This is a genomic window from Phytopseudomonas argentinensis, from assembly GCF_900113905.1.
GTDB classification, from domain to species: domain Bacteria; phylum Pseudomonadota; class Gammaproteobacteria; order Pseudomonadales; family Pseudomonadaceae; genus Aquipseudomonas; species Aquipseudomonas argentinensis.
In genome coordinates this window covers 293,079-317,537 of record NZ_FORC01000003.1, presented here as the reverse complement: position 1 = coordinate 317,537, position 24,459 = coordinate 293,079, and the positions used below count along the sequence as shown (strand labels likewise).

Sequence of the window (24,459 nt, the reverse complement as noted above, 5' to 3'; positions counted from 1 at the left end):
TTGCATCGCCATTGAGCGCTGCATTCTCAGTGCAAAAAAGTATCGGTTACAGTGCAGTCGAGGCGTTGTTCACGTCTGGCCGTAGGGGTGTAATCCGGGTCGGCCCACAAAAACAATAACGTCTCCCGAGGCTCACCGGGCCAGGGAGAGGAGTTCAAGACCATGAACCATACGCTCAAAGTACTTGTAGCCGCTTCCTGCCTGTCGCTCACCGTTGGCGCCCAGGCTGCCGAGACCGTGACCATCGCCACGGTCAACAACAGCGACATGATCCGCATGCAGCGCCTGGCCAAGACCTTCGAAGAACAGCACCCGGACATCAAGCTCAAGTGGGTGGTGCTCGAAGAGAACGTGCTGCGCCAGCGCCTGACCACCGATATCGCCACCCAGGGCGGCCAGTTCGACGTGCTGACCATCGGCATGTACGAAGCGGCGCTGTGGGGCGAGAAGGGCTGGCTGGAGCCGATGAAGGACTTGCCCGCCGACTACGCCCTCGACGACGTGTTCCCCTCCGTGCGCGAAGGCCTGTCGGCCAAGGGGCAGCTCTATGCGCTGCCGTTCTACGCCGAGGCCTCGATCACCTACTACCGCAAGGATCTGTTCGAGCAGGCGGGACTAGAGATGCCCGAGCAGCCGACCTGGGAGCAGATGGCCGAATTCGCCGGCAAACTGCATCAGCCGGACAAAGGCCAGTACGGTATCTGCCTGCGCGGCAAGGCAGGCTGGGGCGAGAACATGGCGCTGATCACCACCATCGCCAACGCCTACGGCGCACGCTGGTTCGACGAGCAGTGGAAGCCGGAATTCACCGGCAGCGAGTGGAAGAACGCGCTGAACTTCTACGTCGACACCATGAAGAAATACGGACCGCCGGGTGCCTCGAGCAACGGCTTCAACGAGAACCTGGCGCTGTTCAACAGCGGCAAGTGCGCCATGTGGGTCGATGCCAGCGTGGCTGGCTCGTTCGTCACCGACAAATCCCAGAGCAAGGTGGCCGACTCGGTGGGCTTCACCTTCGCACCGACCCAGGTCACCGACAAGGGCGCCTCCTGGCTGTATTCCTGGGCGCTGGCGATCCCCACCAGCTCCAAGTCCAAGGATGCCGCCAAGACCTTCAGCGCCTGGGCCACGTCCAAGGCCTACGGTGAGCTGGTCGCCGAGAAGGATGGCGTTGCCAACGTACCACCAGGCACTCGCGCCTCGACCTACAGCGATGCCTACATGAAGGCCGCGCCGTTTGCCAAGGTGACCCTCGACTCGCTGAAGAAGGCCGACCCGGCCAACCCCAGCGCCAAGCCGGTACCGTACGTGGGCATCCAGCTGGTGACTATTCCCGAGTTCCAGGCCGTAGGCACTGCGGTCGGCAAGCTATTCGCCGCCGCGCTGACCGGGCAGATGCAGCCCGAGCAGGCGCTGCAGGCCGCCCAGCAGAGCACCGAGCGGGAAATGAAACGCGCCGGGTATCCGAAGTAAGCACACCCGATGGTGGGCCGCACTGCAGCGGTCCACCGCGGGCAATCAGACAACGCCTGGGTCACTCGGCCCGATCCGTCATACCCAACCGCTCATTGCGGAGCCCCCATGGATAACACAACCCTCGACTCCCGCGCGTCCGCGGCGGGCGAAGCCGTCGCCACACGGCGCAAGCGCCTGGAGCCCGGCTGGTTCCTAGTCAGCCCCTCGGTGGTTCTGCTGCTGATCTGGATGATCGTGCCCCTGGGCATGACCATCTACTTCTCGCTGATCCGCTACAACCTGCTGTACCCCGGCGAAAACGACTTCGTCGGCCTGGAAAATTTCGAATACTTCGTCACCGATGCCGCCTTCCTGTCCGGCGCCGGCAACACCTTGCTGCTGGTCGGCAGCGTGCTGCTGATCAGCGTGGTGTTCGGTGTGCTGATCTCCGCACTGCTGGAGGCCAGTGAGTTCTTCGGTCGGGGCATCGTGCGGGTGCTGCTGATCTCGCCGTTCTTCATCATGCCGACGGTCAGCGCGCTGCTGTGGAAGAACCTGATCTTCCACCCGGTGTCGGGGATCCTCGCCGCCGTATGGCAGTTCTTCGGCGCCCAGCCGGTGGACTGGCTGGCGCACCACCCGCTGTTCTCGATCATCCTTATTGTGTCGTGGCAGTGGCTGCCGTTCGCCATCCTCATCCTGATGACCGCCATGCAGTCCCTCGACCAGGAGCAGAAGGAGGCCGCGCGCCTCGACGGCGCCGGCCCGCTGGCGATCTTCTGGCACCTGACCCTGCCGCACCTGGCACGGCCGATCGCCGTGGTGGTGATGATCGAAACCATCTTCCTGCTCTCGGTCTTCGCCGAGATCTACACCACCACCAGCGGCGGCCCGGGTTACGAGTCGACCAACCTGGCCTACCTGATCTACACCCAGGCGCTGCTGCAGTTCGACGTGGGCATGGCCTCCGCCGGCGGGCTGATCGCCGTGGTCATCGCCAACATCGCCGCCATCGTGCTGATCCGCATGATCGGCAAGAACCTGACCGATAAACAGTGAGGGCTCCGAGATGCTGACCCTGAAGCAATCCCGTCGCCTGCAAAGCGTGCTGGTCGGCACGCTGGCCTGGGCCGTGGCCGCGCTGATCTTCTTTCCGATCTTCTGGATGGTGCTGACCAGCCTGAAGACCGAGCTGGATGCCTTCGCCACGCCACCGCAGTTCATCTTCACCCCGACCTTCGAGAACTACCTGCACATCAACGAGCGCAGCGACTACTTCGCTTACGCCTGGAACTCGGTGCTGATCTCCTTCTCGGCGACCTTGTTGTGCATGCTCATCGCGGTGCCGGCGGCCTACTCGATGGCGTTCTTCGAGACCAAGCGCACCAAGGGCACGCTGCTGTGGATGCTGTCCACCAAGATGCTGCCGCCGGTGGGCGTGCTGGTGCCGATTTATCTCTTGGCCAAGCAGTTGGGCCTGCTCGACTCGCGCCTGGCGCTGATCGTCATCTACACCCTGATCAACCTGCCGATCGTGGTGTGGATGGTGTACACCTACTTCAAGGACATCCCCGGCGAGATCCTCGAAGCGGCGCGCCTCGATGGCGCCACCACCTGGCAGGAAATCGTTCGCGTGCTGCTGCCCATCGCCCGCGGCGGCCTGGCCTCGACCATGCTGCTGTCGCTGATCCTGTGCTGGAACGAGGCGTTCTGGTCGCTCAACCTGACCAGCTCCGCCGCCGCGCCGCTGACCGCGCTGGTGGCCTCCTACTCCAGTCCCGAAGGCCTGTTCTGGGCCAAGCTTTCCGCCGTTTCGACCCTCGCTTGCGCACCCATCCTGATCTTCGGCTGGATCAGCCAGAAGCAGCTGGTGCGTGGTCTGTCGTTCGGCGCTGTGAAATAACAAGAAGGATCAAGAGCCATGGCTGATTTGAAAATCCGCAACCTGAAAAAAGGCTTCGACGGCACGGCGATCATCAAGGGCATCGACCTGGATATCGAGAACCGTGAATTCGTGGTATTCGTCGGCCCGTCCGGCTGTGGCAAGTCCACGCTGCTGCGCCTGATCGCAGGGCTGGAGGAAGTCTCCAGCGGCACCATCACCCTCGATGGCGTCGATATCACCGACACCGCGCCGGCCAAGCGTGACCTGGCGATGGTCTTTCAGACCTACGCCCTGTACCCGCACATGACGGTGCGCAAGAACCTGTCCTTTGCCCTCGATCTGGCCCGGGTCGGCAAGGCGGAGGTCGAGGAGAAGGTCGCCAACGCCGCGCGCATCCTCGAGCTGGGCGCTTTGCTGGAGCGCAAGCCCAAGCAGCTCTCCGGCGGCCAGCGCCAGCGCGTGGCCATCGGCCGCGCCATCGTGCGCAACCCTAAGATCTTCCTGTTCGATGAACCCTTGTCCAACCTCGACGCCGCCCTGCGCGTGCAGACTCGCCTGGAACTGGCGCGCCTGCACAAGGAGCTCAAGGCGACGATGATCTACGTGACCCACGACCAGGTCGAGGCCATGACCCTGGCCGACAAGGTGGTGGTACTCAATGGTGGTCGCGTCGAGCAGGTCGGCTCGCCGCTGGAGCTCTACAATCACCCGGTCAACCTGTTCGTCGCCGGCTTTCTCGGCACGCCGAAAATGGGCTTCCTGCGCGGCCAGGTGGAGGGCGTCGACGGCGGCCGCTGCCAGCTGCGCCTGACCTGTGGCGCCGCGCTGGACCTGCCCCTGGCCGGCACCGGCCTGCGCAACGGCGACCCGGTCACCCTGGGCATCCGCCCCGAACACCTCAACGTGGTGCCGGCCGGGCAGGGCCGTTTGCAGGCCACCGCCGATGTCAGCGAGCGCCTGGGCAGCGACACCTTCTGCCACGTGCGCGTCGGCGAGGAAGACCTCACCGTGCGGGTGCGCGGCGACTTCTCGCCGGCCTACGGCGAAGCCCTGGCGCTGGATTTCGACCCGGCCCACTGCCACGTCTTCAACGCCGATGGCCTGGCCATCGACAAACGCATCCAGGCCGGCCAGGCCGCCTGACGCGCAGGAATCGCCCCATGAAACTGAATCGCAAGAATCTCGCTGCACTGGCCCCGGAAGTCGAAGTACCGGTTTACGACCCCTCGACCGTGCGCCAGGGCATCGCCCATATCGGCGTCGGCGGCTTCCACCGCGCCCACCAGGCGATCTACACCGAAGCGTTGCTCAACCGCGGCGAAGCCCGCGAATGGGGCATCTGCGGCGTCGGCCTGCGCCGCGAAGACCGCGCCATGCAGCAGGCGCTGGCCGCCCAGGATCACCTCTACACCATGCTGGTACTGGGCGACGAGCCTGGCCTGGAGGTGCGTGTGGTCGGCGCCATCAACGGCATGTTGCTGGCCGAGGACTCGCCGGCGGCGCTGATCGACAAGCTGGCCGACCCGGCGATCCGCATCGTCTCCCTGACCATCACCGAAGGCGGCTACTGCATCGATGACAGCACGGGCGAGTTCATGGCCCACCTGCCGGACATTCAGCACGACCTGGCGCACCCGCAAGCGCCGCGCAGCGTATTCGGTTTTCTCTGTGCGGCCCTGGCCAAACGCCGCGCTGCCGGCACTCCGGCGTTCACCCTGATGTCCTGCGATAACCTGCCCCACAACGGCGCGGTGACCCGCAAGGCGTTGCTGGCCTTCGCCCACCTCGCCGACCACGAGCTGGCGACCTGGATCGACGCCCACGTGAGCTTTCCAAACGCCATGGTCGACCGCATCACGCCGATGACCAGCGATGCCCACCGCGCCGAGCTGGCCGAGCGCCATGGCGTCGAGGATGCCTGGCCGGTGGTCTGCGAGCCCTTCCTGCAATGGGTGCTGGAAGACAAGTTCGTCAATGGCCGGCCGGCCTGGGAGAAGGTTGGCGTGCAGTTCACCGGCGACGTCACGCCCTACGAGGAGATGAAGATCAAGCTGCTCAACGGCAGCCACCTGGCGCTGACCTACCTGGGCTTTCTCAAAGGCTATCGGTTCGTCCATGAAGCCATGAACGACCCCTTGTTGGAGCGCTACGTGCGTACCTTCATGGACCTGGACGTTACCCCGCAGCTGGCACCGGTGCCGGGCATCGACCTAGACGACTACAAGGCCACGCTGATCGAGCGCTTCTCCAACCAGGCCATCGCCGACCAGCTCGAGCGTGTGTGCTCGGATGGCTCGTCAAAGTTTCCCAAGTTCATCGTGCCGACCCTCAACCGCCTGATCGAGGACGGTCGGCCCCTGGAGCGCGCCGCCCTGGTGGTCGCGGCCTGGGCGCTGTACCTCAAGGGTGTCGACGAGCAGGGCACCCGCTACCGCATCCCCGACCCGCGCGCCGAGTTCTGTCAGGCGCTGGTGGCCGATGACGACAAGGTGCGCGAGCGGGTGCTCGGCGTCGAGGTGATCTTCGGCACCGCCATCCCGCAATCGGCGGCCTTCGTCACCGCCTTCGAGCTGTGCTACGACAGCCTGCGCAAGCTGGGCGTAACGCGCACCCTGCAGACCCTCCTGGGTGACTGAACCATGTACCTCGGCATCGATTGCGGCACCCAGGGCACCAAGGCGCTGATCCTCGATATCCACAGCGGCAAGGTGCTTGGCGAGGGCAGCGCCGCGCACCGGCTGATCAGTGGCCCCAATGGGCGCCGCGAGCAGGATCCGGCCGACTGGCTGCTGGCCTTCGAGCAGGCCACCGCCCAGGCCCTGCAGCAGGCCGGGGTGGCGGGCAGCGAGATCCTCGGCATTGGCGTGTCCGGCCAGCAGCACGGCCTGGTGCTGCTCGATGCCAAGGGTGAGGTATTGCGCCCGGCCAAGCTGTGGTGCGACACCGAGTCGGCTGTCGAGAACGCCCACCTGCTGGAGTTTCTCGGCGGTGACAGTGGCTCCCTGGAGCGGCTGGGCGTGGCCATTGCACCGGGCTACACGGTGTCGAAGCTGCTGTGGACCCGCGACCATTACCCCGAGGTGTTCGCCCGCATCGCCCATATCCTGTTGCCCCACGACTACCTCAACTACTGGCTGACCGGGCGCGCCTGCGCCGAATTCGGTGATGCCTCCGGTAGCGGTTATTTCAACGTGCGTACGCGCAACTGGGACACCGAGCTGCTGGAGCTGATCGATCCGCAAGGCGCCCTGGTGCGGGCCCTGCCGGAGCTGATCGAGTCGCAGCGCTGTGTCGGCCCGATCCGCCCGCAGGTCGCCGAGCGCCTGGGCCTCAACCCCAGAGCGCTGGTGGCCAGCGGCGGTGGCGACAACATGCTGGGCGCCATCGGCACCGGCAATATCGCGCCGGGTGCGATCACCATGAGCCTCGGCACCTCGGGCACGGTGTATGCCTATGCCGAGCAACCACAGGTCAGCCCGCACCCGCAGGTGGCGACCTTCTGCTCGTCCTCCGGTGGCTGGCTGCCGCTGATCTGCACCATGAACCTGACCAACGCCAGCGGCGCGATCCGCGACCTGTTGGGCCTGGATGTCGAGACCTTCGGCGTCCTGGTCGGCGAGGCGCCAATCGGTGCCGGGGGCGTACTGATGCTGCCGTTCCTCAACGGCGAACGGGTGCCGGCATTGCCCCAGGCCACCGCCAGCCTGCATGGCCTGACGGCGGACAACCTGACCCGCGCCAACCTCTGCCGTGCGGTGGTGGAGGGCACTACCTTCGGCCTGCGCTACGGCCTCGACCTGCTGCGCGACAGCGGCATTCGCAGCGATGCCATCCGCCTGATCGGCGGCGGCGCGAAAAGCGCGGCGTGGCGGCAGATCGTCGCCGACATCATGGGCGCTCCGGTGGCCTGCCCGCAGCACACCGAAGCAGCAGCGCTGGGCGCGGCGATCCAGGCGGCCTGGTGCGTGAGTCACCAGCATGGCGAGGCGCTTAGCCTGGCGGAACTGTGCGAGCGCTGCGTCACCCTCGACCCCAGCCGCGGTGCCGAGCCCGACGAACTGCGCAGCCGCGCCTACGAGGGCGTCTACCAGCGCTATCGTGAGCAGGTGCGCCGGCTGCAATAATCCGATCCGGTGGCGCTGCCGCCGGCCCTTTCCCTGCGCGAATGCGCCTGTTCCGTGACGCGGAGAACCCATGTATCTGGTATGCGGCGAAGCCCTGTTCGATTTCTTCTGCAATCCCGGTGAACGCAACAGCGAGCTGAATTTCAAGGCCCTGGCCGGCGGTTCGCCGTTCAATGTCGCCGTCGGCTTGCGCCGCCTCGGCGTCGAGTCGGCGCTATTCGGCGGCATTTCCAGCGACTACCTTGGCCAGCGCCTGCGCCAGGTACTGGCCGAGGAGGGCGTCAGCGACCGTTACCTGGTCGCCAGCGAGGCGCCGACCACCATGGCCATGGTCGCCCTGGATGCCCAGGGCTCGCCGCAGTACATGTTTCGCGGCGACGGCTGCGCCGATCGCCAGCTGCTGGTCGAGCACCTGCCAGCGCTGGATGAGCAGGTGACCGGCCTGCATGTGGGCTCCTATTCCCTGGTGGTGGCGCCGGTTGGCGACACCCTGCTGGCGCTGGTCGAGCGCGAGAGCGAGCGGCGGCTGATCAGCCTGGATCCCAACGTGCGCCTCAATCCGGCACCCGATATCGAACGCTGGCGGCAGCGAATTGAATCTTTTGCCGCCCACGCGCATCTGATCAAGGTCAGCGAGGAGGACCTGGAGCTGCTCTATCCCGGCGTCTCACCGTTGACGAGCATCGAGCGCTGGTTGGCCGGGCGCTGCCAGGTGGTGTTCCTGACCCGCGGCAACGCCGGGGCGAGTGTGTTCAGCCGGCAGCACGGGCACTGGTCGGTACCGGCCCGCCAGGTGGTCACGCAGGACACGGTGGGGGCGGGGGACACCTTCCAGGCGGCGATCATTGCCTACCTGGTGCAGCATGGGCTGGACAGCCCGGCTGGCCTGGCGGCATTGTCGCGCGAAGCGCTCGCTGCGATGCTCGATTTCGCCGTAAAGGCGGCGGCGCTGACCTGTTCGCGGGTTGGCCCGCAACTGCCGTACCGGCATGAGCTGGAGCAGTAGGAGGCCGTTGAGGGGACACGAGGCGCTTCAGGCAATTTTCAACGCTGTATTTGCCATCGCCGCGCATTCAACGGCATGCAATCGAATTCGCAGGGCCAGGAGGCTGGCCCGAACCAAGGAGTCTTCATGCCGTACCTTTCTTCATCGCTGGATGTCACCCAACTGCCGAGCTGGCAGGCTCTGGTCGCCCACCGCGAGCGCCTCGCCAGCTTCAGCATGCGCCAGGCCTTCGCCGCCGACCCGCAGCGTTTCGAGACCTTCAGCCTGAGCGGCTGCGGGCTGTTCCTGGACTATTCGAAAAACCTGATCAACACCGAGACCCGCGAGCTGCTGGTCAACCTGGCCCGTGAAGTGGGGCTGGAAAAGGGCATCCGCGCACTGTTCGACGGTGAACTTCTCAACAACACCGAGCAGCGCCCGGCCTTGCACACTGCCCTGCGCCGTCCATTGGGCGACAAGGTGGAGGTCGACGGTGTCGACATCATTCCCGAGGTGCAGCGCGTGCTGCAGCAGATGACCGAGCTGGTCGGGCGCATCCACAACGGCCTGTGGCGCGGCTATACCGAGAAGCCGATCACCGACGTGGTGAACATCGGTATCGGCGGCTCCTTCCTTGGCCCGCAGCTGGTTTCCGAGGCGCTGCTGCCGTTCGCCCAGCGCGGCGTGCGCTGCCACTACCTGGCCAATATCGACGGCAGCGAGTTCCACGAGCTGGTGGCCAAGCTGCGTGCCGAAACCACCCTGTTCATCGTCTCGTCGAAGTCCTTCGGCACCCTGGAAACCCTGAAGAACGCCCAGGCGGCGCGCGGTTGGTACCTGGCCCAGGGCGGTTCGGAGGCCGAGCTGTACCGGCACTTCATTGCCGTGTCGAGCAACCGCGAGGCGGCGGTGAGTTTCGGTATCCGCGAGGAAAACATCTTCCCGATGTGGGATTGGGTCGGCGGCCGCTATTCGCTGTGGTCGGCCATCGGCCTGCCGATCGCGCTGTCGATCGGCATGTCCAACTTCAAGGAACTGCTGTCCGGTGCCTACCGCATGGACGAGCATTTCAAGACCGCGCCGTTCGAGGAAAACATGCCGGTGCTGCTGGCCCTGCTGGGCGTGTGGTACGGCAATTTCTGGAATGCCCAGAGCCACGCGATCCTGCCGTACGACCACTACCTGCGCAACATCACCAAGCACCTGCAGCAGCTGGACATGGAGTCCAACGGCAAGAGCGTGCGCGGCGATGGCCAGCCGGTCAGCACCGCCACCGGGCCGGTGATCTGGGGCGGCGTCGGCTGCAACGGCCAGCACGCCTACCACCAGTTGCTGCACCAGGGCACCCAGCTGATCCCGGCGGACTTCATCGTGCCGGTGAGCAGCTACAACCCGGTGGCCGACCACCATCAGTGGCTGTACGCCAACTGCCTGTCGCAGAGCCAGGCGCTGATGCTCGGCAAGTCCCGCGAGGAGGCCGAGGCCGAGCTGCGCGCCAAGGGCATGAGCGAGGAAGACGTGCAGCGCCTGGCTCCGCACAAGGTGATTCCCGGCAACCGGCCGAGCAACACCCTGGTGATGGAGCGCGTCAGCCCCCGTCGCCTCGGCGCGTTGATCGCCATGTACGAGCACAAGGTGTTCGTGCAGAGCGTCATCTGGGGCAACAACGCCTTCGACCAATGGGGCGTGGAGCTCGGCAAGGAACTGGGCAAGGGCGTCTACTCGCGCATGGTCGGCAGCGATGATGCAACGGCGGAAGACGGCTCCACCCAGGGCCTGATCGACTTCTTCCGCGGCCGCCACCGCGGCTGAGCCCCAGCCCCTGCACGCCACCATGTGCAGGGGCTGTCTTTACTGCGCCTTTGCTCCTGCCGCTCCCTGCTCACCGGCGATGAAGGGCGCTGCGCTGTAACACAATGGACACCCGCAGCCTTTTAGATGAGTCTGTATCCAGCCCCTGCCAAAAGCGGCCGGCAAAGCCGGTTGAAAGTGGCCCAGTGGCATGTGGTTACAAATCACCCGCCGATAGCTTCCACACTTCTTGCGATTAAGGTTGGTTTAAGCCTGGATAGGTAACTTCGTCTGCGATGTGACTAATTGGTCACGAAGCAAACTGCCATTAGATGGCAAGTCAATATCACGACTGAAAAACCAGGAGGCACCATGAGCGAGCGCATTCGTCCCATCCGATCCGCCACACCCACTCCAGCCGGCAAGCAGCCCGCGGAAGATGCCCTGCAGACCCTGCTTGATGGCTTTCAGCGCTTCCGCAACGATGTTTTCCCCAACCAGCGCGAGCTGTTCAGCAAGCTGGCCCGCCAGCAGAGCCCCCAGGCGATGTTCATCACCTGTGCGGACTCGCGCATCGTTCCCGAACTGATCACCCAGAGCGACCCTGGTTCGCTGTTCGTGACCCGTAACGTTGGCAACGTGGTGCCGCCTTACGGGCAAATGAACGGTGGTGTTTCCACCGCCATCGAATACGCGGTGCTGGGCCTGGGCGTACAGCACATCATCATCTGCGGGCACTCCGACTGCGGCGCCATGAAAGCGGTGCTCAACCCGCAGAGCATCGAGCGCATGCCAACGGTCAAGGCCTGGCTGCGGCACGCCGAAGTGGCCAAGACCGTGGTGGCCGATAACTGTGGCTGCGCCGACCACTCCACCCTGGGCGTACTGACCGAAGAGAACGTGGTGGCGCAACTCGATCACCTGCGCACCCACCCATCGGTCGCGGCGCGCCTGGCCAGCGGTCAGCTGTTCATTCATGGCTGGGTCTACGACATCGAGAACTGCACCATCAAGGCGTATGACGCCGAGCGTGGCGAGTTCCTGCCCCTCGATGGAGAAACCACCCCCAGTGCCAGCCCGCGAGCCCGCTACCTGGCCTCGTGATCACTTACGACAGGACGTCACCCGGTGGCCATGAATCGACCCGCGGATTAACCGCCCACAATCGACAGCCGTTTTCGGGCTTGTTGCTGGTTTGCCCTGCAACAGGCCTCTTGGGTTTTGACTGCCTTACACCTGCTGATGGTGAGCCCTCGCTCATCGTCATGACCTTTCGTGCGCCGGATCTGCAGGAGACCGCACCATGACCCTCGCTTCATTCAAAGCCGCTCTACCACGGGATGCATTGGCATCCATCGTGGTCTTTCTCGTCGCCCTGCCGCTGTGCATGGGCATCGCCATCGCCTCCGGCATGCCCCCGGCCAAGGGCCTGATCACCGGCATCATCGGTGGCCTGGTGGTCGGCTGGCTGGCCGGCTCGCCCCTGCAGGTCAGCGGCCCGGCTGCCGGTCTGGCGGTACTGGTATTCGAACTGGTGCGCACCCATGGCATCGCCATGCTCGGGCCGATTCTCTTGCTCGCCGGCCTGCTGCAGCTGGTCGCCGGGCGCCTGCGCCTGGGTTGCTGGTTCCGCGTCACGGCCCCTGCAGTGGTATACGGCATGCTCGCCGGTATCGGCATCCTTATCGTGCTTTCGCAGTTTCACGTGATGTTCGACGTCAAGCCCCAGGCCTCCGGCCTGGACAATCTGCTGGCGTTCCCCGATACCCTGCGCCAGGCCATCCCCGGCCTGGGCGGCGGCAGTGCCCTGGCAGCGGCGTTGCTGGGCTTCGGCACCATCAGCTGCATGTTCCTGTGGGACAAGCTACGGCCCCATGGCCTGCGCTTTCTGCCCGGCGCGCTGATCGGCGTGACGCTGATGACCCTGATCAGCCTGTGGCTGGGCCTGGGTGTGGCGCGGGTCGAGGTGCCGGCAAACCTGAGCGATGCCATCGACTGGATACAACCGGCTGACCTGTTCAACCTGGCCAACCCGCAGATCATTCTGGCCGCGGTGGTGGTGGCCTTTATCGCGAGTGCCGAAACCCTGCTGTCGGCCGCAGCGGTGGACCGCATGCACACTGGCCCGCGTTCCAACCTGGACCGTGAGCTGTCCGCCCAGGGCATCGGCAACATGCTCTGCGGCGTACTGGGCGCACTGCCGATGACCGGGGTGATCGTGCGCAGCTCGGCCAACGTCCAGGCCGGCGCCCGCACCCGCATGTCGACCATCTTCCATGGTGCCTGGCTGCTGGCCTTCGTCATGCTGCTGCCGGCGGTGCTGCAGAGCATCCCGGTCGCCTGCCTGGGCGGCGTGCTGGTCTACACCGGCTTCAAACTGGTCGATATCAAGGCCATCCGCAGCCTCGGCCGTTATGGGCGCGCCCCGGTGTTCATCTATGCCGCCACCGCCCTGGGCATCGTTGCCGTCGACCTGCTGACCGGCGTGCTGATCGGCTTCGCCCTGACTCTGGTCAAGCTCGCCGGCAAGGCCTCGCGCCTGAAAGTCAGCCTCAGTGAGATCGGCCCTGACGAAGCGGAACTGCGCCTGACCGGCTCGGCGACCTTCCTCAAGGTGCCGCACCTGGCCAGCGTGCTGGAAGGCATCGCGCCGACCACTCGCCTGCACGTGCCGCTCGACAACCTCAGCTATGTCGATCATGCCTGCATGGAGCTGCTCGATGACTGGGGCCGTGCCGCCGAGCAGCAGGGTGGTGCGCTGCTGATCGAGCGCCATGGTCTGACCCGCCGCCTCGAGGGGCGGGCGCTGAGCATGCGCCGCGCCGCGGCCTGAAGGGTACGCCCGGCCGGTTGTCAGCGTGACAGCCGGCCGCAGGCGTTAACGGCCACCTGGCGCCGCGTATCTGGTACCTTCTGCGGCTGCGCATCGCCGCTTGGCCGATCTTCGCGCGCCCCTTAGCGGGCGGATCGGGTCACACAGGGCGATACCTTTCACCCTGATCATCGTGGCCGCCATGACCCGCAAGCACATCATCGTATTCGTCCTTATCGCCGCCGTGGCCCTGGTGCTCGGCCTGATCGTCAACCAGGCCCTGCGCGGCAAGTCCAACGACGCCGCGGCGCTGCTCGACGCCGGCATCGTCATGCTGCCCCAGCAGCGTCAGGTTCCTGCCCTGGATTTCCTCGACCAGGACGGCCAGACCTTTTCCACCGGCCAGCTCAAGGGCCAGTGGAGCCTGTTGTTCTTCGGCTACACCTTCTGCCCGGACATCTGCCCGGCGACCCTGGCGCAATTGCGTCAGCTGCGCACGCAGATCCCGGAACAGGCATGGAACAACCTGCGTATCGTGCTGGTGAGCGTCGACCCGGCCCGTGACACGCCGGAGCAGATGAAGAAGTACCTGGGTTACTTCAATGCCGGCTTCATGGGCCTGACCGGCGAGCCGGACACCATCCAGGCGCTCTCCAACGCGGTGAGCATTCCCTATATTCCGGCCGATACCAGCAAGGAAAACTACACTGTCGACCACAGCGGCAACCTGGCCGTGATCGGCCCGGACGGCACCCAGCGCGGCTTTATCCGCGCGCCGATCAATATCGACAAGCTGGCCGCGCAGCTACCGCGGCTGGTCGGCAGCGAATAAAAAATGGGACCCATCGGGTCCCATTTTCTTGCTGCCGACGATCACTTGGCGAACAGCTGACTCATGTCCTTGAACGCCTTGAATTCCAGGGCGTTGCCGCAGGGGTCGAGGAGGAACATGGTGGCCTGCTCGCCGACCTGGCCCTTGAAACGGATGTAGGGCTCGATCACGAATGCCGTTTCGCGCGCCTGCAGGCGCTTGGCCAGGGCTTCCCAGGTTGACCAGTCGAGAATCACCCCGAAGTGCGGCACCGGCACGTCGTGGCCGTCCACCGGGTTGCTGATGGCCGATTCCTGGTGCGGCATCTTCGGGGCTTCGTGGATCACCAACTGGTGGCCGAAGAAATCGAAATCCACCCAGTGATCGCTGCTGCGGCCTTCGGCGCAGCCGAACACCTCGCCATAGAAATGCCGAGCGGCGGCCAGATCGTAGACGGGGATAGCCAGGTGAAACGGGGACAATGCCATGTAAGCGCTCCTCAGGTCGGTATCGGTCGATTCTAGATGCAAGAATATTGATTAAAAGCGAATATCCTTGCCGTCGAGCTCAAAAGAAATCGATCAATGATTCGTGAATTGAAGACCTTCGTCGCTGTGGCGCGCTACGGCACTTTTGCTGCTGCCGGGCTGCGCGTCGGCCTGACCCAGTCGGCCGTCAGCGCGCAGATGCGCGTGCTGGAACAGAGCCTCGGTGTGCGCCTGTTCGACCGCAGTGGGCGCAGTGCGGTGCTCAGCGCGGGCGGGCGCCACGCCTTGCCGCTGGCCGAGCAGATGCTTGGCCTGTATGCGCAGATGGCTCTGCCCACTGCGCTCGAGGAATGGCAGGGCGAACTGAGGATCGGTGCGATTGCCAGCGTGCAGACCGGGCTTCTGCCCGAAGCGCTGGTGCGTTTTCGCACCCAGGCCGCGCGGGTTGAGTTGAAACTGGTGCCCGGCGTTTCCCTCGACCTGCTCGGCCAGGTGGATGCCGGCGAGCTGGACCTGGCGGTGCTGATCCGCCCGCCGTTCGAGGTGCCCAAGGAGCTGCTGCAGATCGAACTGGCCCGCGAGCCCTTCGTGCTGATCGCACCGCCCGGCATGACCGGCGATGACCCCCTGCAGCTGCTGCGCGAACAGCCCTTCGTGCGCTACGACCGGCGCTCCTTCGGCGGTCGCCAGGTCGAACGCTTCTTGCGCGAACAACGGCTGACGCCCCACGAGGCCCTGGAGCTGGACGAGCTGGAAGCCATCGTGCGCATGGTCGAGTGCGGCCTGGGCGTGTCGCTGATCCCTTGCGCCGGCCTGTGGTGCCAGCGGCCACAGACGCTGCGTGTGCTGGAACTGGGCGAGCTGACCTTCCACCGCGAGCTGGTGGCGATCCTGCGCCGCGCCCAGCGCCAGCCCGCGATGGACTGGCTGCTGCAATGCCTGGCCGATCCCGCCTATGATCAAGTCTCAGTCGAGCGGAGGTGTGACGGATGAACAAGGATATCGGCGAGATCAACGGTGCCTGTCACTGCGGCGGCGTGCGCTTTCAGGTGACGCTCAGCGATGGTCTGCACAGCGCACGGCGCTGCAACTGCTCTTATTGCCGCATGCGAGGGGCGGTGGCGGTGTCGGCCGAACTGGCCGACTTGCGTATCCTGCAGGGTGAAGACCTGCTGACGGTCTATCGCTTCAATACCAAAAGCGCCCAGCACTTCTTCTGCTCGCGCTGCGGCATCTACACCCACCATCAGCGCCGTTCCAACCCGGATCAGTACGGCGTCAATGCCGCCTGCCTCGAAGGCGTCAGCCCGTTCGATTTCGCCGAGGTGCCGGTCAGCGACGGCATCGCCCATCCCAAGGACAATCCCGGCAGCTCGGGTTCCAGGCTGGCCGGCGTGCTGCGGTTTATCCCTGCCGAGTGAGGGTGCCCGGTCGCGGAAATGAAAATGCCGCGTAGTCCAGGGGCTACGCGGCATCGACTGCAGCAGGAGTAATAGCGGCAATCAGAATGCCGGAACCACCGCGCCTTTGTATTTTTCCAGGATGAAGGTTTTCACTTCATCGCTGTGCAGGGCCTTGACCAGCTTCTGCACGGCCGGGCTGTCCTTGTTGTCTTCACGGGTCACCAGGATGTTGACGTACGGCGAGTCGCTGCCTTCGATGGCCAGGGCGTCCTCGGTCGGGTTCAGCTTGGCTTCCAGGGCGTAGTTGGTGTTGATCAGCGCCAGGTCGACCTGGGTCAGCACGCGCGGCAGGGTCGCGGCTTCCAGCTCACGCACCTTGATGCCCTTCGGGTTCTCGGCGATGTCCTTCGGGGTGGAGAGGATGTTGCTCGGATCCTTCAGAGTGATCACGCCAGCCTTCTGCAGCAGCAGCAGGGCGCGGCCGCCGTTGGTGGCGTCGTTGGGGATTACCACGTTGGCGCCTTGCGGCAGCTCTTTGAGGTCCTTGATCTTGCTGGAGTAGGCGCCAAACGGCTCGACGTGCACGCCACCTACGCTGACCAGGCTGGTGCCACGGCTCTTGTTGAACTCGTCCAGGTACGGCTGGTGCTGGAAGAAGTTGGCGTCCAGGCGCTTCTCGGCGACCTGTACGTTGGGCTGCACGTAGTCGGTGAAGACCTTGACGTCCAGCTCCACGCCTTCCTTGGCCAGGGCCGGTTTGACGAAATTGAGGATCTCGGCGTGCGGGACGGCCGAGGCGGCGACGCGCAGGGTTTCAGCCTGGGCGGCGCTGGAGAAGGCTGCGACGACAGCCAGGGCAGTGAGCAGTTTTTTCATCGTTGACTCCTTGAAGTGAGATGGCGTGGCGGCACGCTGCCGCTGGCCCTTCCAGCTGTTTTATTTACGGGAAAAATGCACCACCAGGCGGTCGCCGATGGTTTGCAGAATCTGTACGAGCACCACCAGCAGCGCCACGGTCACGAACATCACGTCCGGCTGGTAACGCTGGTAGCCGTAACGCACCGCCAGGTCGCCGAGGCCGCCGCCGCCGATCAGGCCGCTCATCGCGGTGTAGGACACCAGAGTGATGGCGGTGACGGTGATGGCCGCCAGGATACCCGGCAGGGCCTCGGGCAGCAGGGCATTGAAGATGATCTGCCGGGTGCTGGCACCCATCGCCTGGGTCGCCTCGATGATGCCGCGATCGACCTCGCGCAGGGCGGTTTCCACCAGGCGCGCGAAGAACGGCGTGGCACCGACCACCAGCGGCGGGATGGCTCCGGCGACGCCCAGTGAGGTGCCGGTAATCACCACCGTGACCGGGATCAGCAGGATCAGCAGGATCACGAACGGCACCGAGCGCAACACGTTGACCACCAGCGAGATCACCGCGTAGAGGCCCTTCTGTTCGAACATCTGCCGCGGGCCGGTGAGAAACAGCATCACCCCGAGGGGCAGGCCGAACAGCACGGTGAACAGCATCGAGCCGCCGAGCATATTCAGGGTATCGAGGCTGGCCTGCCAGATTTCCAGCCAGTCGACGTTGGGGAGCAGGGTTTCCATCAACGGAGGACCTCCAGGTGCACGTCAGCCGCTTCGAAGCGGGCCAGGGCGGCGTCGATGTCGCCGCCGGTCAGCGCCAGGGTCAGCTGGCCGTAGGGCGTGTCCTTGATGCGGTCGATACGCCCGGCAAGGATGCTGTAGTCGATCCCGGTTTCCCGGGCCACCTGGCCGAGAACGGGCGAATAGGTGGACTCGCCGATAAAGGTCAGGCGCAGGATGCGCCCCTGCACATGGGCGAAGTCGTCGCGCTGGTCGTTCTCGTCGACATGCTCGGCTTCCTGCACGAAACGCTTGGTGGTGGCGTGCTGCGGATGCAGAAACACCTCGGCGACCGGCCCCGACTCGACGATCACCCCGGCGTCCATGACCGCCACGCGGTCGCAGACCCGGCGAATCACGTCCATCTCATGGGTGATCAGCACGATGGTCAGGCCCAGCTCGCGGTTGATCTCGGCCAAGAGCTGCAGCACCGAGGCGGTGGTTTGCGGATCGAGGGCGCTGGTGGCCTCGTCGCAGAGCAGAATCTTCGGCCGCGTGGCCAGGGCGCGGGCGATGCCGACGCGCTGCTTCTGGCCGCCGGAGAGCTGCGCCGGGTACTTGTTGGCGTGGTCCTGGAGGCCTACGCGCTCGAGCAGCGCGGCGACGCGCTGGTCGATTTCCCGGGCCGGTACGCCGGCCAGTTTCAGCGGCATGCCGACGTTGGCGGCAACGGTCTTGGATGACAGCAGGTTGAAGTGCTGGAAGATCATGCCCACTTGCTGGCGGAATTTTCGCAGGCCGTCGGCGCCCAGGGCGGTAACGTCCACGCCATCGATATCGATGCGCCCGCCGGAGGGCTCCTCGAGGCGGTTGATCAGGCGCAGCAGAGTGCTCTTGCCCGCGCCGGAGTGGCCGATTATGCCGAACACTTCGCCACGTTCGATGTGCAGGTCGCAGGGTTGCAAGGCGGGGATATCGCGGCCACTGACGCGGTACGCCTTGTGAACCTGATGAAAGTCGATCACGCGTTAAACCTTTTGGGTTCTTCGTTTTGCCGGGTAGGCATGAAATGGATGGCCAGTTTACCCGGCGCTCTTTAGGCCTCAAAAATCTTTGTAGGCCTATGTTTATATCTAAAAAGCTATAACTACAGCGATCTCACTGACCCCGCGGGCGCAAGACCAAGCGCGGCACCTGAACCGGTTTGACGGCATGGCTGAGCGCAAGTTTGAAGGTCGGGTCGAGCTTCATCACCCGCGCCTCGAGCAGCGCCGTGACACGGCGCAGATCCTCGGCGCTGCGCACCTGGATATGCACGCTGCGGTCGAAGGCCACCACATCGGCGGCCACGGCATCCAGGCGCTCGAACAGCGCCGCCTCGTCGCGGCTGTCGAGCATCGCCAGGCTGACGTCGCTGCGCTTGGCCGCCGGGTCGATCAGTTGCGCCGGCCCCTGCGCCGGTGCGCCATCGGCCGCGCGGCTGGCGGCGGCTTGGGCTTCGGCAGCCTGGCGCAGCAGGCGCAGCTGCTCCTGGCGTGCCGCCTGGGCCTGTTCACCGGCCTGACGGGCTTGCTCGACGGCGCTGAGTTCGGCTTGGCGGGCCTTGCCGATGGCACCATCCAGCCCGGTGGTCAGGGCCGGTGCCTTGGGCATCAGGGTGCGCGCGTGGGCCAGGGATTTGGCGGCCTTGTCCAGGTCGCCGGCTTCCAGGGCCTTCTGGCCTGCCTGCAGGTAGGCCTCGGAGAGCTGGCGCTGGGCCTGCAGCAGTGCTGCGGGGTCGCTGTTTGCCTGCAGAGCCTCGAGCTGGGTTTCGGCCTCGGTCAGTTGGCCGGCGGCCAGGTGTGCGTCGAACTGCTCCTGGGCGCCCGGCGCCGTCGCTGCTGCAGCCGGGGCTGGCGCCGGCTCGGCTACCTGCTGGCTCTGGCAGCCAACGGTCAGCAGAGCCAGCACGGCCAGGGCAGCGCAGCGTAAAGGGAACGATGTCATGGCTGCGGGTCTCGGTTTGTGCAAAAAATACGCAATTCTACACGGCGGCCGGCGGGCCACCAAATGTGCCATCACGGCGAGTGGTTCAGGCCTTGCGGCGCGGCAGCAAAAAGCTCAGCAGGAACAGGCTGGCGGCCGACACCACGATCGACGGCCCGGCAGGCGTGTCCTTGAACCACGACAGGCTCAGACCACAACACACCGCAATGATGCCCAGCAGACTGGCACCAAAGGCCATCTGCTCGGGCGTGCGGGCATGGCGCTGGGCGGCGGCGGCGGGAATGATCAGCAACGAGGTGATCAGCAGCACGCCGACGATCTTCATGGCCACCGCGATGACGATGGCGATCAGCAGCATCAGGCCCAGACGGATCGCCGCCACCGGCAAGCCTTCGACCCGGGCCAGCTCCTCGTGCACGGTGATCGCCAGCAGCGGCCGCCACATCAGCACCAGCAGCACCAGCACCAGGGCGCTGCCGGCGAGAATCCAGGCGAGATCAGTGGGGCTTACCGCCAGCAGGTCGCCAAACAGGTAACCCATCAGGTCGATGCGCACGTCGCGCATGAAGCTCAGCACCACCAGGCCCAGCGACAGGGTGCTGTGGGCGAGAATGCCGAGCAGGGTGTCGCTGGCCAGCGGCTGGCGGGTCTGCAGGGTGACCAGCAGGATCGCCAGCAGCACGCAGCCGACGGTCACCGCGAAGGTCGGATTGACGTCCAGCATCAGGCCCAGCGCCACGCCGAGCAGGGCGGCATGGGACAGGGTGTCGCCGAAATAGGCCATGCGCCGCCACACCACGAAGGAGCCCAGGGGGCCGGCGACCAGGGCCAGGGCGAGGCCGGCGAGCAGGGCGTTGAGCAGAAAATCAGCCATGCTTGCAGCCATCTCCGTGTACGTGGGGGCGCACCTGGCCATGAATGGTCAGGCCCGGTTTGTCGCTGACCACGCCACCAGTGAGGTCGTGTTCGTGGTCATGGTGGTGGTGATAGACGGCCAGGCTCTGGGCGTCGCGACCGAACAGCTCGACGAAGGCCGGGTCGAAGCTGACCTGCTCCGGATGACCCGAGCAGCATACGTGGCGGTTCAGGCAGACCACCTGGTCGGTGGTGCTCATCACCAGGTGCAGGTCATGGGAAACCATCAGCACGCCGCAGCCATGACGGTCGCGCAGGCGGGTGATCAGCCGGTACAGCTCGGCCTGGCCGGCCACGTCGACGCCCTGCACCGGCTCGTCGAGCACCAGCAGCTGGGGTTCGCGCAGCAGCGCACGGGCCAGCAGCACGCGCTGCAGTTCGCCACCGGAGATGCCCTGCAGCGGGCTGTCGAGCACCTGGCTGGCCCCCACCTCGGCCAGCGCGGCCTGGGCACGGGCACGATCCACGCCCGGCACCAGGCGCAGGAAGCGCAGCACGCTGAGCGGCAGGGTCGGGTCGACATGCAGCTTCTGCGGCATGTAGCCGATGCGCAGCTTGGGCTTGCGCCACACCGTACCGCTGTCCGCGCTGAGCAGGCCGAGCACGGCGCGCACCAGGGTGGTCTTGCCGGCGCCGTTGGGGCCGATCAGGGTAACGATCTCCCCTGGTTTGATGGTCAGTTCGACCTTGTCGAGCACGGTCTGCCCGGCGAAGCCGACGGTCACGCCCGCGAGGCGTATCAGCGCGTCGCTCATTGCTTGCCTTGGCAGCCGGCGCACAGGCCGACGACTTCCACGGTCTGGCTTTCCACCGCGAAGCCGACACCCTTGGCGCCGCGCACGATGGCGTCGCTGATGGTGGTCTGCTCCAGCTCCACGGCGGCGTTGCAACTGCGGCAGATCAGGAACTGGCTCTGGTGCGCATGGGCCGGGTGGCTGCAGCCGACGAAGGCGTTGAGCGAGGCGATGCGGTGCACGAGGCCGTTTTCCAGCAGAAAATCCAGGGCGCGGTAGACAGTGGGGGGCGCGGCGCGGCGGCCGTCCTCCTCGCTGAGCACGCCGAGAATGTCGTAGGCGCCCAGCGGTTTGTGGCTGGCCCAGACCAGTTCCAGCACGCGCTTGCGCAGGGCGGTCAGGCGCAGGCCCTGGCGTGCGCAGATGGCCTCGGCTTCGGCCAGCGCATGGCTGACGCAATGGGAGTGGTCATGGGGGCGTGACGCCAGGGGTGGCACGACGCTGGCGGGTTTGTACATGGCGTGGGCCTCGAAACGTAGGACGTTATTCTATTACGCATTGCCCGCCCGACGCCACGCATCAGCCGGCCGGCCCGTCGGTGCGCTTCGACGAGGCGCGTAAAGAGATGTTATTGTATTACTCCATTTCGCTTGTGACCGACGCCTCGCCTATGTTGCCGCGCCTGCTTTGCCCGTTTTCGCTGATGTTCGCCCTCCTGCTGTTTGCCGCAGGCGCCGCCCAGGCCGAGGTGCGCGTGCTGACCAGCATCAAACCCCTGCAACTGATCGCCGCCGCGGTGCAGGACGGCGTGGGCGAGCCCGAAGTGCTGTTGCCGGCTGGCGCGTCGCCGCACCATTACGCATTGCGACCCTCCGACATGCGCCGGGTACAGGAAGTGGACTTGCTGTACTGGATCGGCCCGGACATGGAGAGCTTCATGCCCCGTGTGCTGGCCACCCGCGAGAAGCCCAGCGTGGCCGTGCAGAGCCTGCCGGGCATGACATTGCGGCATTTCGGCGAGGAGCATGGCCACGATCACGATCACGATCACGATCATGGCCATGAGGCGCAGGCCCAGGCGGCGCCTGACGAGCACGACCATGACCATCGCCCCGGCAGCCTGGACGCCCACCTGTGGCTGTCGTCGGCCAATGCCCGGGTGATCGCTGCACGCATGGCGGCGGATCTCGCCAAGGCCGACCCGGCCAACGCGGCGCGTTACCAGGCCAACCTGGCATCGTTCGGCAAGCGCCTGGATGCCCTGGAGCCGAGCTTGCAGGCGCAGCTCAAGCCGCTGGCAGACAAGCCGTATTTCGTGTTCCACGAAGCCTTCGATTATTTCGAGGCCGCCTACGGCCTCAAGCATGTCGGCGTGTTCAGCGTCGCCAGCGAAGTGCAGCCGGGCGCCCGTCATGTGGCGGCCATGCGCGCGCGTTTGCAGGAAGTCGGGCCGAGCTGCGTGTTCAGCGAGCCGCCGCTGCGCCCGCGCCTGGCCGAAACGCTGACCGCCGGGCTACCGGCAACCCTGGCCGAGCTGGATGCCATGGGCGCTGCCGCGCCGGTCAGCGCCGACGGTTACCAGCACATGCTGCAAACCCTGGCCGACGGTTTCAGCGGCTGCCTGGGCAAGCTCTGAGCGAGGCGCTGGCCGGCCTGGCCAGCGGCATCACTGCGGCGGATTCAGCCGGCCGGTCACTGGCTGCCTCGGCGGTTGGCCATGCGCCGGCGCCACAGGTAGATCGCCAATCCCGCCGCGGCCAGCACGGCGAGCGCTATGGCGCCGTTGCCCAGGTCATGTTCGAGCAGCGACTCGCCGAGCACCACGAAGCCAACGGCGTAGATTCCGGTGATCAACCCCGAGACTGCAAAGTAGATCCAGAACGGTACGCCGGCCATGCCCAGCAGGTAGTGCTTGATGAAGATCGGCACGCCCGGGGCCAGCTTGACCAGCAGGGCGAAACGTAGCGCGCCTTCATCCTTTTCGAAATCGGGAATCTCATAGCGCGTGCGCGCCAGCAGCCGGGCGAGCCAGGGGCGCAGGCCGCTGCGGGCGATCCAGTAGCAGAGCACCAGGTTGCCCGACAGGGCGACGGCGCTGCCGGCAAGGCCCACGTAGGTGCCGAAGGTCGCGCCGGCGACGATGAAGAACGGCGTGATCGGCACGCCCAGTGCCGGCAGCAGGGCCATGGCCAGAAAGAAGGGCACCACGCCGGCCTCTTCGCGCCAGGCGATGAAGGCCTGGTGATCCCAGGCATTCCAGATCAGCACGGCGAGCACCAGCAAGGTGAGCGCGGCCAGTACACGCCGAGCCCAGATGACAGGCGTCGTGCGCCGAGGGTGCTGGGGCGAGGGTGATCGCATGGTGGCCCTTGTCGTGCAGCTGGCTAGCCCATGATGACGGCCTGCCGCAGGCGCGATGCGCACCCTCCGCAGGCGATAAGAGCCGCAGCATAGGGGCAAGAGTTCGAAGGGGACAAGGGTGACGCCCGGCCAAGGCGCCACCATTTCGTCACATCCTGCGTCCGGCTACAGCGCGAACGGCAGGGCCAGGTCGACCTGCTGCCTGGCGGCCAGGCGGCGCTGGAACTCGCCCGGGTCGTGGATCAGCACGTCCTGCCCGGCAAAAGCCTCGGCGGCGATCAGGCGCGATAGCCAGAAACGCACACAGGCGATACGCAGCATGGCCGGCCAGATCTCGGCTTCCGCGGCGGTGAACCGGCGCAGGCCGGCATAGGCACCGAGCAGCGCCCGGGCACGCCCTTCATCCAGGTGGCCTTGTTCGTCCGAGCACCAGTCGTTCACGGTGATCGCCAGGTCATAGAGCATCGGCCCCGAGCAGGCGTTGTAGAAGTCGATCACCCCGCTCAGGTGGCTGCCTTCGAACATGCAGTTGTCGCGGAACAGATCGGCGTGCAGGTTGGCGCGCGGCAGTTTGCGCACCTGCTCCTGCAGGGCAGCGATCTCCGCCAGGGCGTCATTGAGCAGCCGCGTCGCCTCCGGCGTCTGGTGCGTGGCCAGCACCTTGCCCTCGCGCAGCATCCACTCCAGGCCGCGGTCACTCTTGCGCTGCAGCGGGTGGTCGCGGGTCGCCAGGTGAATGCGCGCCAGCAGCTCGCCCACCTCGTGGCAATGCTGGGCATTGACGTCACTTACGTGCTTGCCGCTCAGCCGCGGCTGCAACAAGGCCGGCTTGCCGGCCAGGCTGCGCAGTGCTTCGTTGCTGTCGGTACGCAGCGCGTAGGGCACCGGCAGCCCGGCATCATGGAGAATATCGAGCAGCTCGATAAAGAACGGCAGATCCTCGCTGGGCCCGCGCTCGACCAAGGTCAGCACGAACTCGCCCTGTTCCAGGCTGACGAAGAAGTTGCTGTTCTCGCTACCGGCCTCGATGCCCTGGAAGTCGAGCAGACGGCCGAGCCCGTAGGGCGCGAGAAAGGTTTCCAGTTGCGGACGTTGCAGCGGGGTGAACACCGACATGAATTGACTGCC

At 65.7% G+C, this 24,459-nt stretch carries 24 protein-coding genes; 14 read left to right on the top strand and 10 right to left on the bottom strand.

Features of this window, described 5'->3' with window-relative positions; all coding sequences use genetic code 11:
* The first annotated feature begins 162 nt into the window (after window positions 1–162).
* The 11 genes from BM154_RS15985 (at window position 163) to BM154_RS15935 (ending at window position 13,884) form a co-directional block, all read left to right on the top strand.
* Entirely contained in the window at window positions 163–1,473 is a 1,311-nt protein-coding gene (locus BM154_RS15985; protein WP_074886150.1) for an ABC transporter substrate-binding protein, read from the top strand.
* Window positions 1,474–1,581: 108 nt separating this feature from the next.
* On the top strand, window positions 1,582–2,514 hold the full coding sequence (locus tag BM154_RS15980; RefSeq protein WP_074886148.1) for a carbohydrate ABC transporter permease: 933 nt from the start codon (window positions 1,582–1,584) through the stop codon (window positions 2,512–2,514).
* Window positions 2,515–2,524: 10 nt separating this feature from the next.
* Complete coding sequence (locus BM154_RS15975; protein ID WP_074886145.1) at window positions 2,525–3,358, top strand: carbohydrate ABC transporter permease; 834 nt, start codon at window positions 2,525–2,527, stop codon at window positions 3,356–3,358.
* An 18-nt stretch (window positions 3,359–3,376) separates the two neighbouring features.
* On the top strand, window positions 3,377–4,483 hold the full coding sequence (locus tag BM154_RS15970) for an ABC transporter ATP-binding protein (protein WP_074886142.1): 1,107 nt from the start codon (window positions 3,377–3,379) through the stop codon (window positions 4,481–4,483).
* A 17-nt stretch (window positions 4,484–4,500) separates the two neighbouring features.
* Window positions 4,501–5,976 carry a mannitol dehydrogenase family protein gene (locus BM154_RS15965; protein ID WP_074886139.1) on the top strand — a complete coding sequence of 492 codons (1,476 nt, stop codon included), beginning with the start codon at window positions 4,501–4,503 and terminating at the stop codon, window positions 5,974–5,976.
* Window positions 5,977–5,979: 3 nt separating this feature from the next.
* Entirely contained in the window at window positions 5,980–7,464 is a 1,485-nt protein-coding gene (xylB, locus tag BM154_RS15960; RefSeq protein ID WP_074886136.1) for a xylulokinase, read from the top strand.
* Between the two features lie 70 nt (window positions 7,465–7,534).
* Window positions 7,535–8,470 carry a carbohydrate kinase family protein gene (locus tag BM154_RS15955; RefSeq protein ID WP_074886133.1) on the top strand — a complete coding sequence of 312 codons (936 nt, stop codon included), beginning with the start codon at window positions 7,535–7,537 and terminating at the stop codon, window positions 8,468–8,470.
* A gap of 126 nt (window positions 8,471–8,596) precedes the next feature.
* Window positions 8,597–10,261: a glucose-6-phosphate isomerase gene (gene pgi / locus BM154_RS15950; RefSeq protein ID WP_074886130.1), complete on the top strand. Its 1,665-nt coding sequence runs from the start codon at window positions 8,597–8,599 to the stop codon at window positions 10,259–10,261.
* A gap of 351 nt (window positions 10,262–10,612) precedes the next feature.
* Window positions 10,613–11,344: a carbonic anhydrase gene (locus BM154_RS15945; RefSeq protein WP_074886127.1), complete on the top strand. Its 732-nt coding sequence runs from the start codon at window positions 10,613–10,615 to the stop codon at window positions 11,342–11,344.
* Window positions 11,345–11,543: 199 nt separating this feature from the next.
* Window positions 11,544–13,073, top strand: coding sequence for a SulP family inorganic anion transporter (locus BM154_RS15940; protein WP_074886123.1), 1,530 nt, complete (start codon window positions 11,544–11,546; stop codon window positions 13,071–13,073).
* 181 nt (window positions 13,074–13,254) lie between these two features.
* The gene (locus tag BM154_RS15935; RefSeq protein ID WP_074886120.1) at window positions 13,255–13,884 is read left to right on the top strand and encodes an SCO family protein; all 630 of its coding nucleotides are present in this window, start codon (window positions 13,255–13,257) and stop codon (window positions 13,882–13,884) included.
* 41 nt (window positions 13,885–13,925) lie between these two features.
* On the opposite strand, the gene BM154_RS15930 is transcribed toward BM154_RS15935, so the two are convergent.
* Entirely contained in the window at window positions 13,926–14,351 is a 426-nt protein-coding gene (locus tag BM154_RS15930) for a VOC family protein (RefSeq protein WP_074886117.1), read from the bottom strand.
* 96 nt (window positions 14,352–14,447) lie between these two features.
* Here BM154_RS15930 and BM154_RS15925 point away from each other — a divergent pair, with 96 nt between their 5' ends.
* Together BM154_RS15925 and BM154_RS15920 are read left to right on the top strand one after the other, a co-directional pair.
* Complete coding sequence (locus tag BM154_RS15925; protein WP_074886114.1) at window positions 14,448–15,344, top strand: LysR family transcriptional regulator; 897 nt, start codon at window positions 14,448–14,450, stop codon at window positions 15,342–15,344.
* Window positions 15,341–15,772: a GFA family protein gene (locus BM154_RS15920; RefSeq protein ID WP_074886111.1), complete on the top strand. Its 432-nt coding sequence runs from the start codon at window positions 15,341–15,343 to the stop codon at window positions 15,770–15,772. The genes BM154_RS15925 and BM154_RS15920 overlap by 4 nt, the downstream gene beginning before the upstream one ends.
* 81 nt (window positions 15,773–15,853) lie before the next feature.
* On the opposite strand, the gene BM154_RS15915 is transcribed toward BM154_RS15920, so the two are convergent.
* From BM154_RS15915 to BM154_RS15885, 7 genes are all read right to left on the bottom strand, one after another.
* Complete coding sequence (locus tag BM154_RS15915; protein WP_074886108.1) at window positions 15,854–16,630, bottom strand: MetQ/NlpA family ABC transporter substrate-binding protein; 777 nt, start codon at window positions 16,628–16,630, stop codon at window positions 15,854–15,856.
* 60 nt (window positions 16,631–16,690) lie between these two features.
* Complete coding sequence (locus tag BM154_RS15910) at window positions 16,691–17,356, bottom strand: methionine ABC transporter permease (RefSeq protein ID WP_074886105.1); 666 nt, start codon at window positions 17,354–17,356, stop codon at window positions 16,691–16,693.
* Complete coding sequence (locus BM154_RS15905; RefSeq protein WP_074886099.1) at window positions 17,356–18,360, bottom strand: methionine ABC transporter ATP-binding protein; 1,005 nt, start codon at window positions 18,358–18,360, stop codon at window positions 17,356–17,358. The genes BM154_RS15910 and BM154_RS15905 overlap by 1 nt, the downstream gene beginning before the upstream one ends.
* A 133-nt stretch (window positions 18,361–18,493) precedes the next feature.
* Window positions 18,494–19,321 carry a hypothetical protein gene (locus tag BM154_RS15900; RefSeq protein WP_074886097.1) on the bottom strand — a complete coding sequence of 276 codons (828 nt, stop codon included), beginning with the start codon at window positions 19,319–19,321 and terminating at the stop codon, window positions 18,494–18,496.
* A gap of 85 nt (window positions 19,322–19,406) precedes the next feature.
* Window positions 19,407–20,195 carry a zinc ABC transporter permease subunit ZnuB gene (znuB, locus tag BM154_RS15895; protein WP_074886094.1) on the bottom strand — a complete coding sequence of 263 codons (789 nt, stop codon included), beginning with the start codon at window positions 20,193–20,195 and terminating at the stop codon, window positions 19,407–19,409.
* Window positions 20,188–20,991: a zinc ABC transporter ATP-binding protein ZnuC gene (gene znuC, locus BM154_RS15890; RefSeq protein WP_074886091.1), complete on the bottom strand. Its 804-nt coding sequence runs from the start codon at window positions 20,989–20,991 to the stop codon at window positions 20,188–20,190. Before znuC ends, znuB begins: the two co-directional genes overlap by 8 nt.
* Window positions 20,988–21,488 carry a Fur family transcriptional regulator gene (locus BM154_RS15885; protein WP_074886088.1) on the bottom strand — a complete coding sequence of 167 codons (501 nt, stop codon included), beginning with the start codon at window positions 21,486–21,488 and terminating at the stop codon, window positions 20,988–20,990. Before BM154_RS15885 ends, znuC begins: the two co-directional genes overlap by 4 nt.
* A gap of 152 nt (window positions 21,489–21,640) precedes the next feature.
* On the opposite strand from BM154_RS15885, the gene znuA reads away from it, so the two are divergent.
* Window positions 21,641–22,606 (top strand): zinc ABC transporter substrate-binding protein ZnuA, encoded by a 966-nt coding sequence (gene znuA, locus BM154_RS15880; RefSeq protein WP_074887130.1) that lies wholly within the window; start codon window positions 21,641–21,643, stop codon window positions 22,604–22,606.
* A gap of 56 nt (window positions 22,607–22,662) precedes the next feature.
* Here the strand turns inward: znuA and BM154_RS15875 are convergent, their stop codons facing one another.
* Entirely contained in the window at window positions 22,663–23,331 is a 669-nt protein-coding gene (locus BM154_RS15875; RefSeq protein WP_167364695.1) for a TVP38/TMEM64 family protein, read from the bottom strand.
* A gap of 165 nt (window positions 23,332–23,496) precedes the next feature.
* Window positions 23,497–24,447: a homoserine kinase gene (locus BM154_RS15870; protein ID WP_074886082.1), complete on the bottom strand. Its 951-nt coding sequence runs from the start codon at window positions 24,445–24,447 to the stop codon at window positions 23,497–23,499.
* Between the last annotated feature and the right edge of the window lie 12 nt (window positions 24,448–24,459).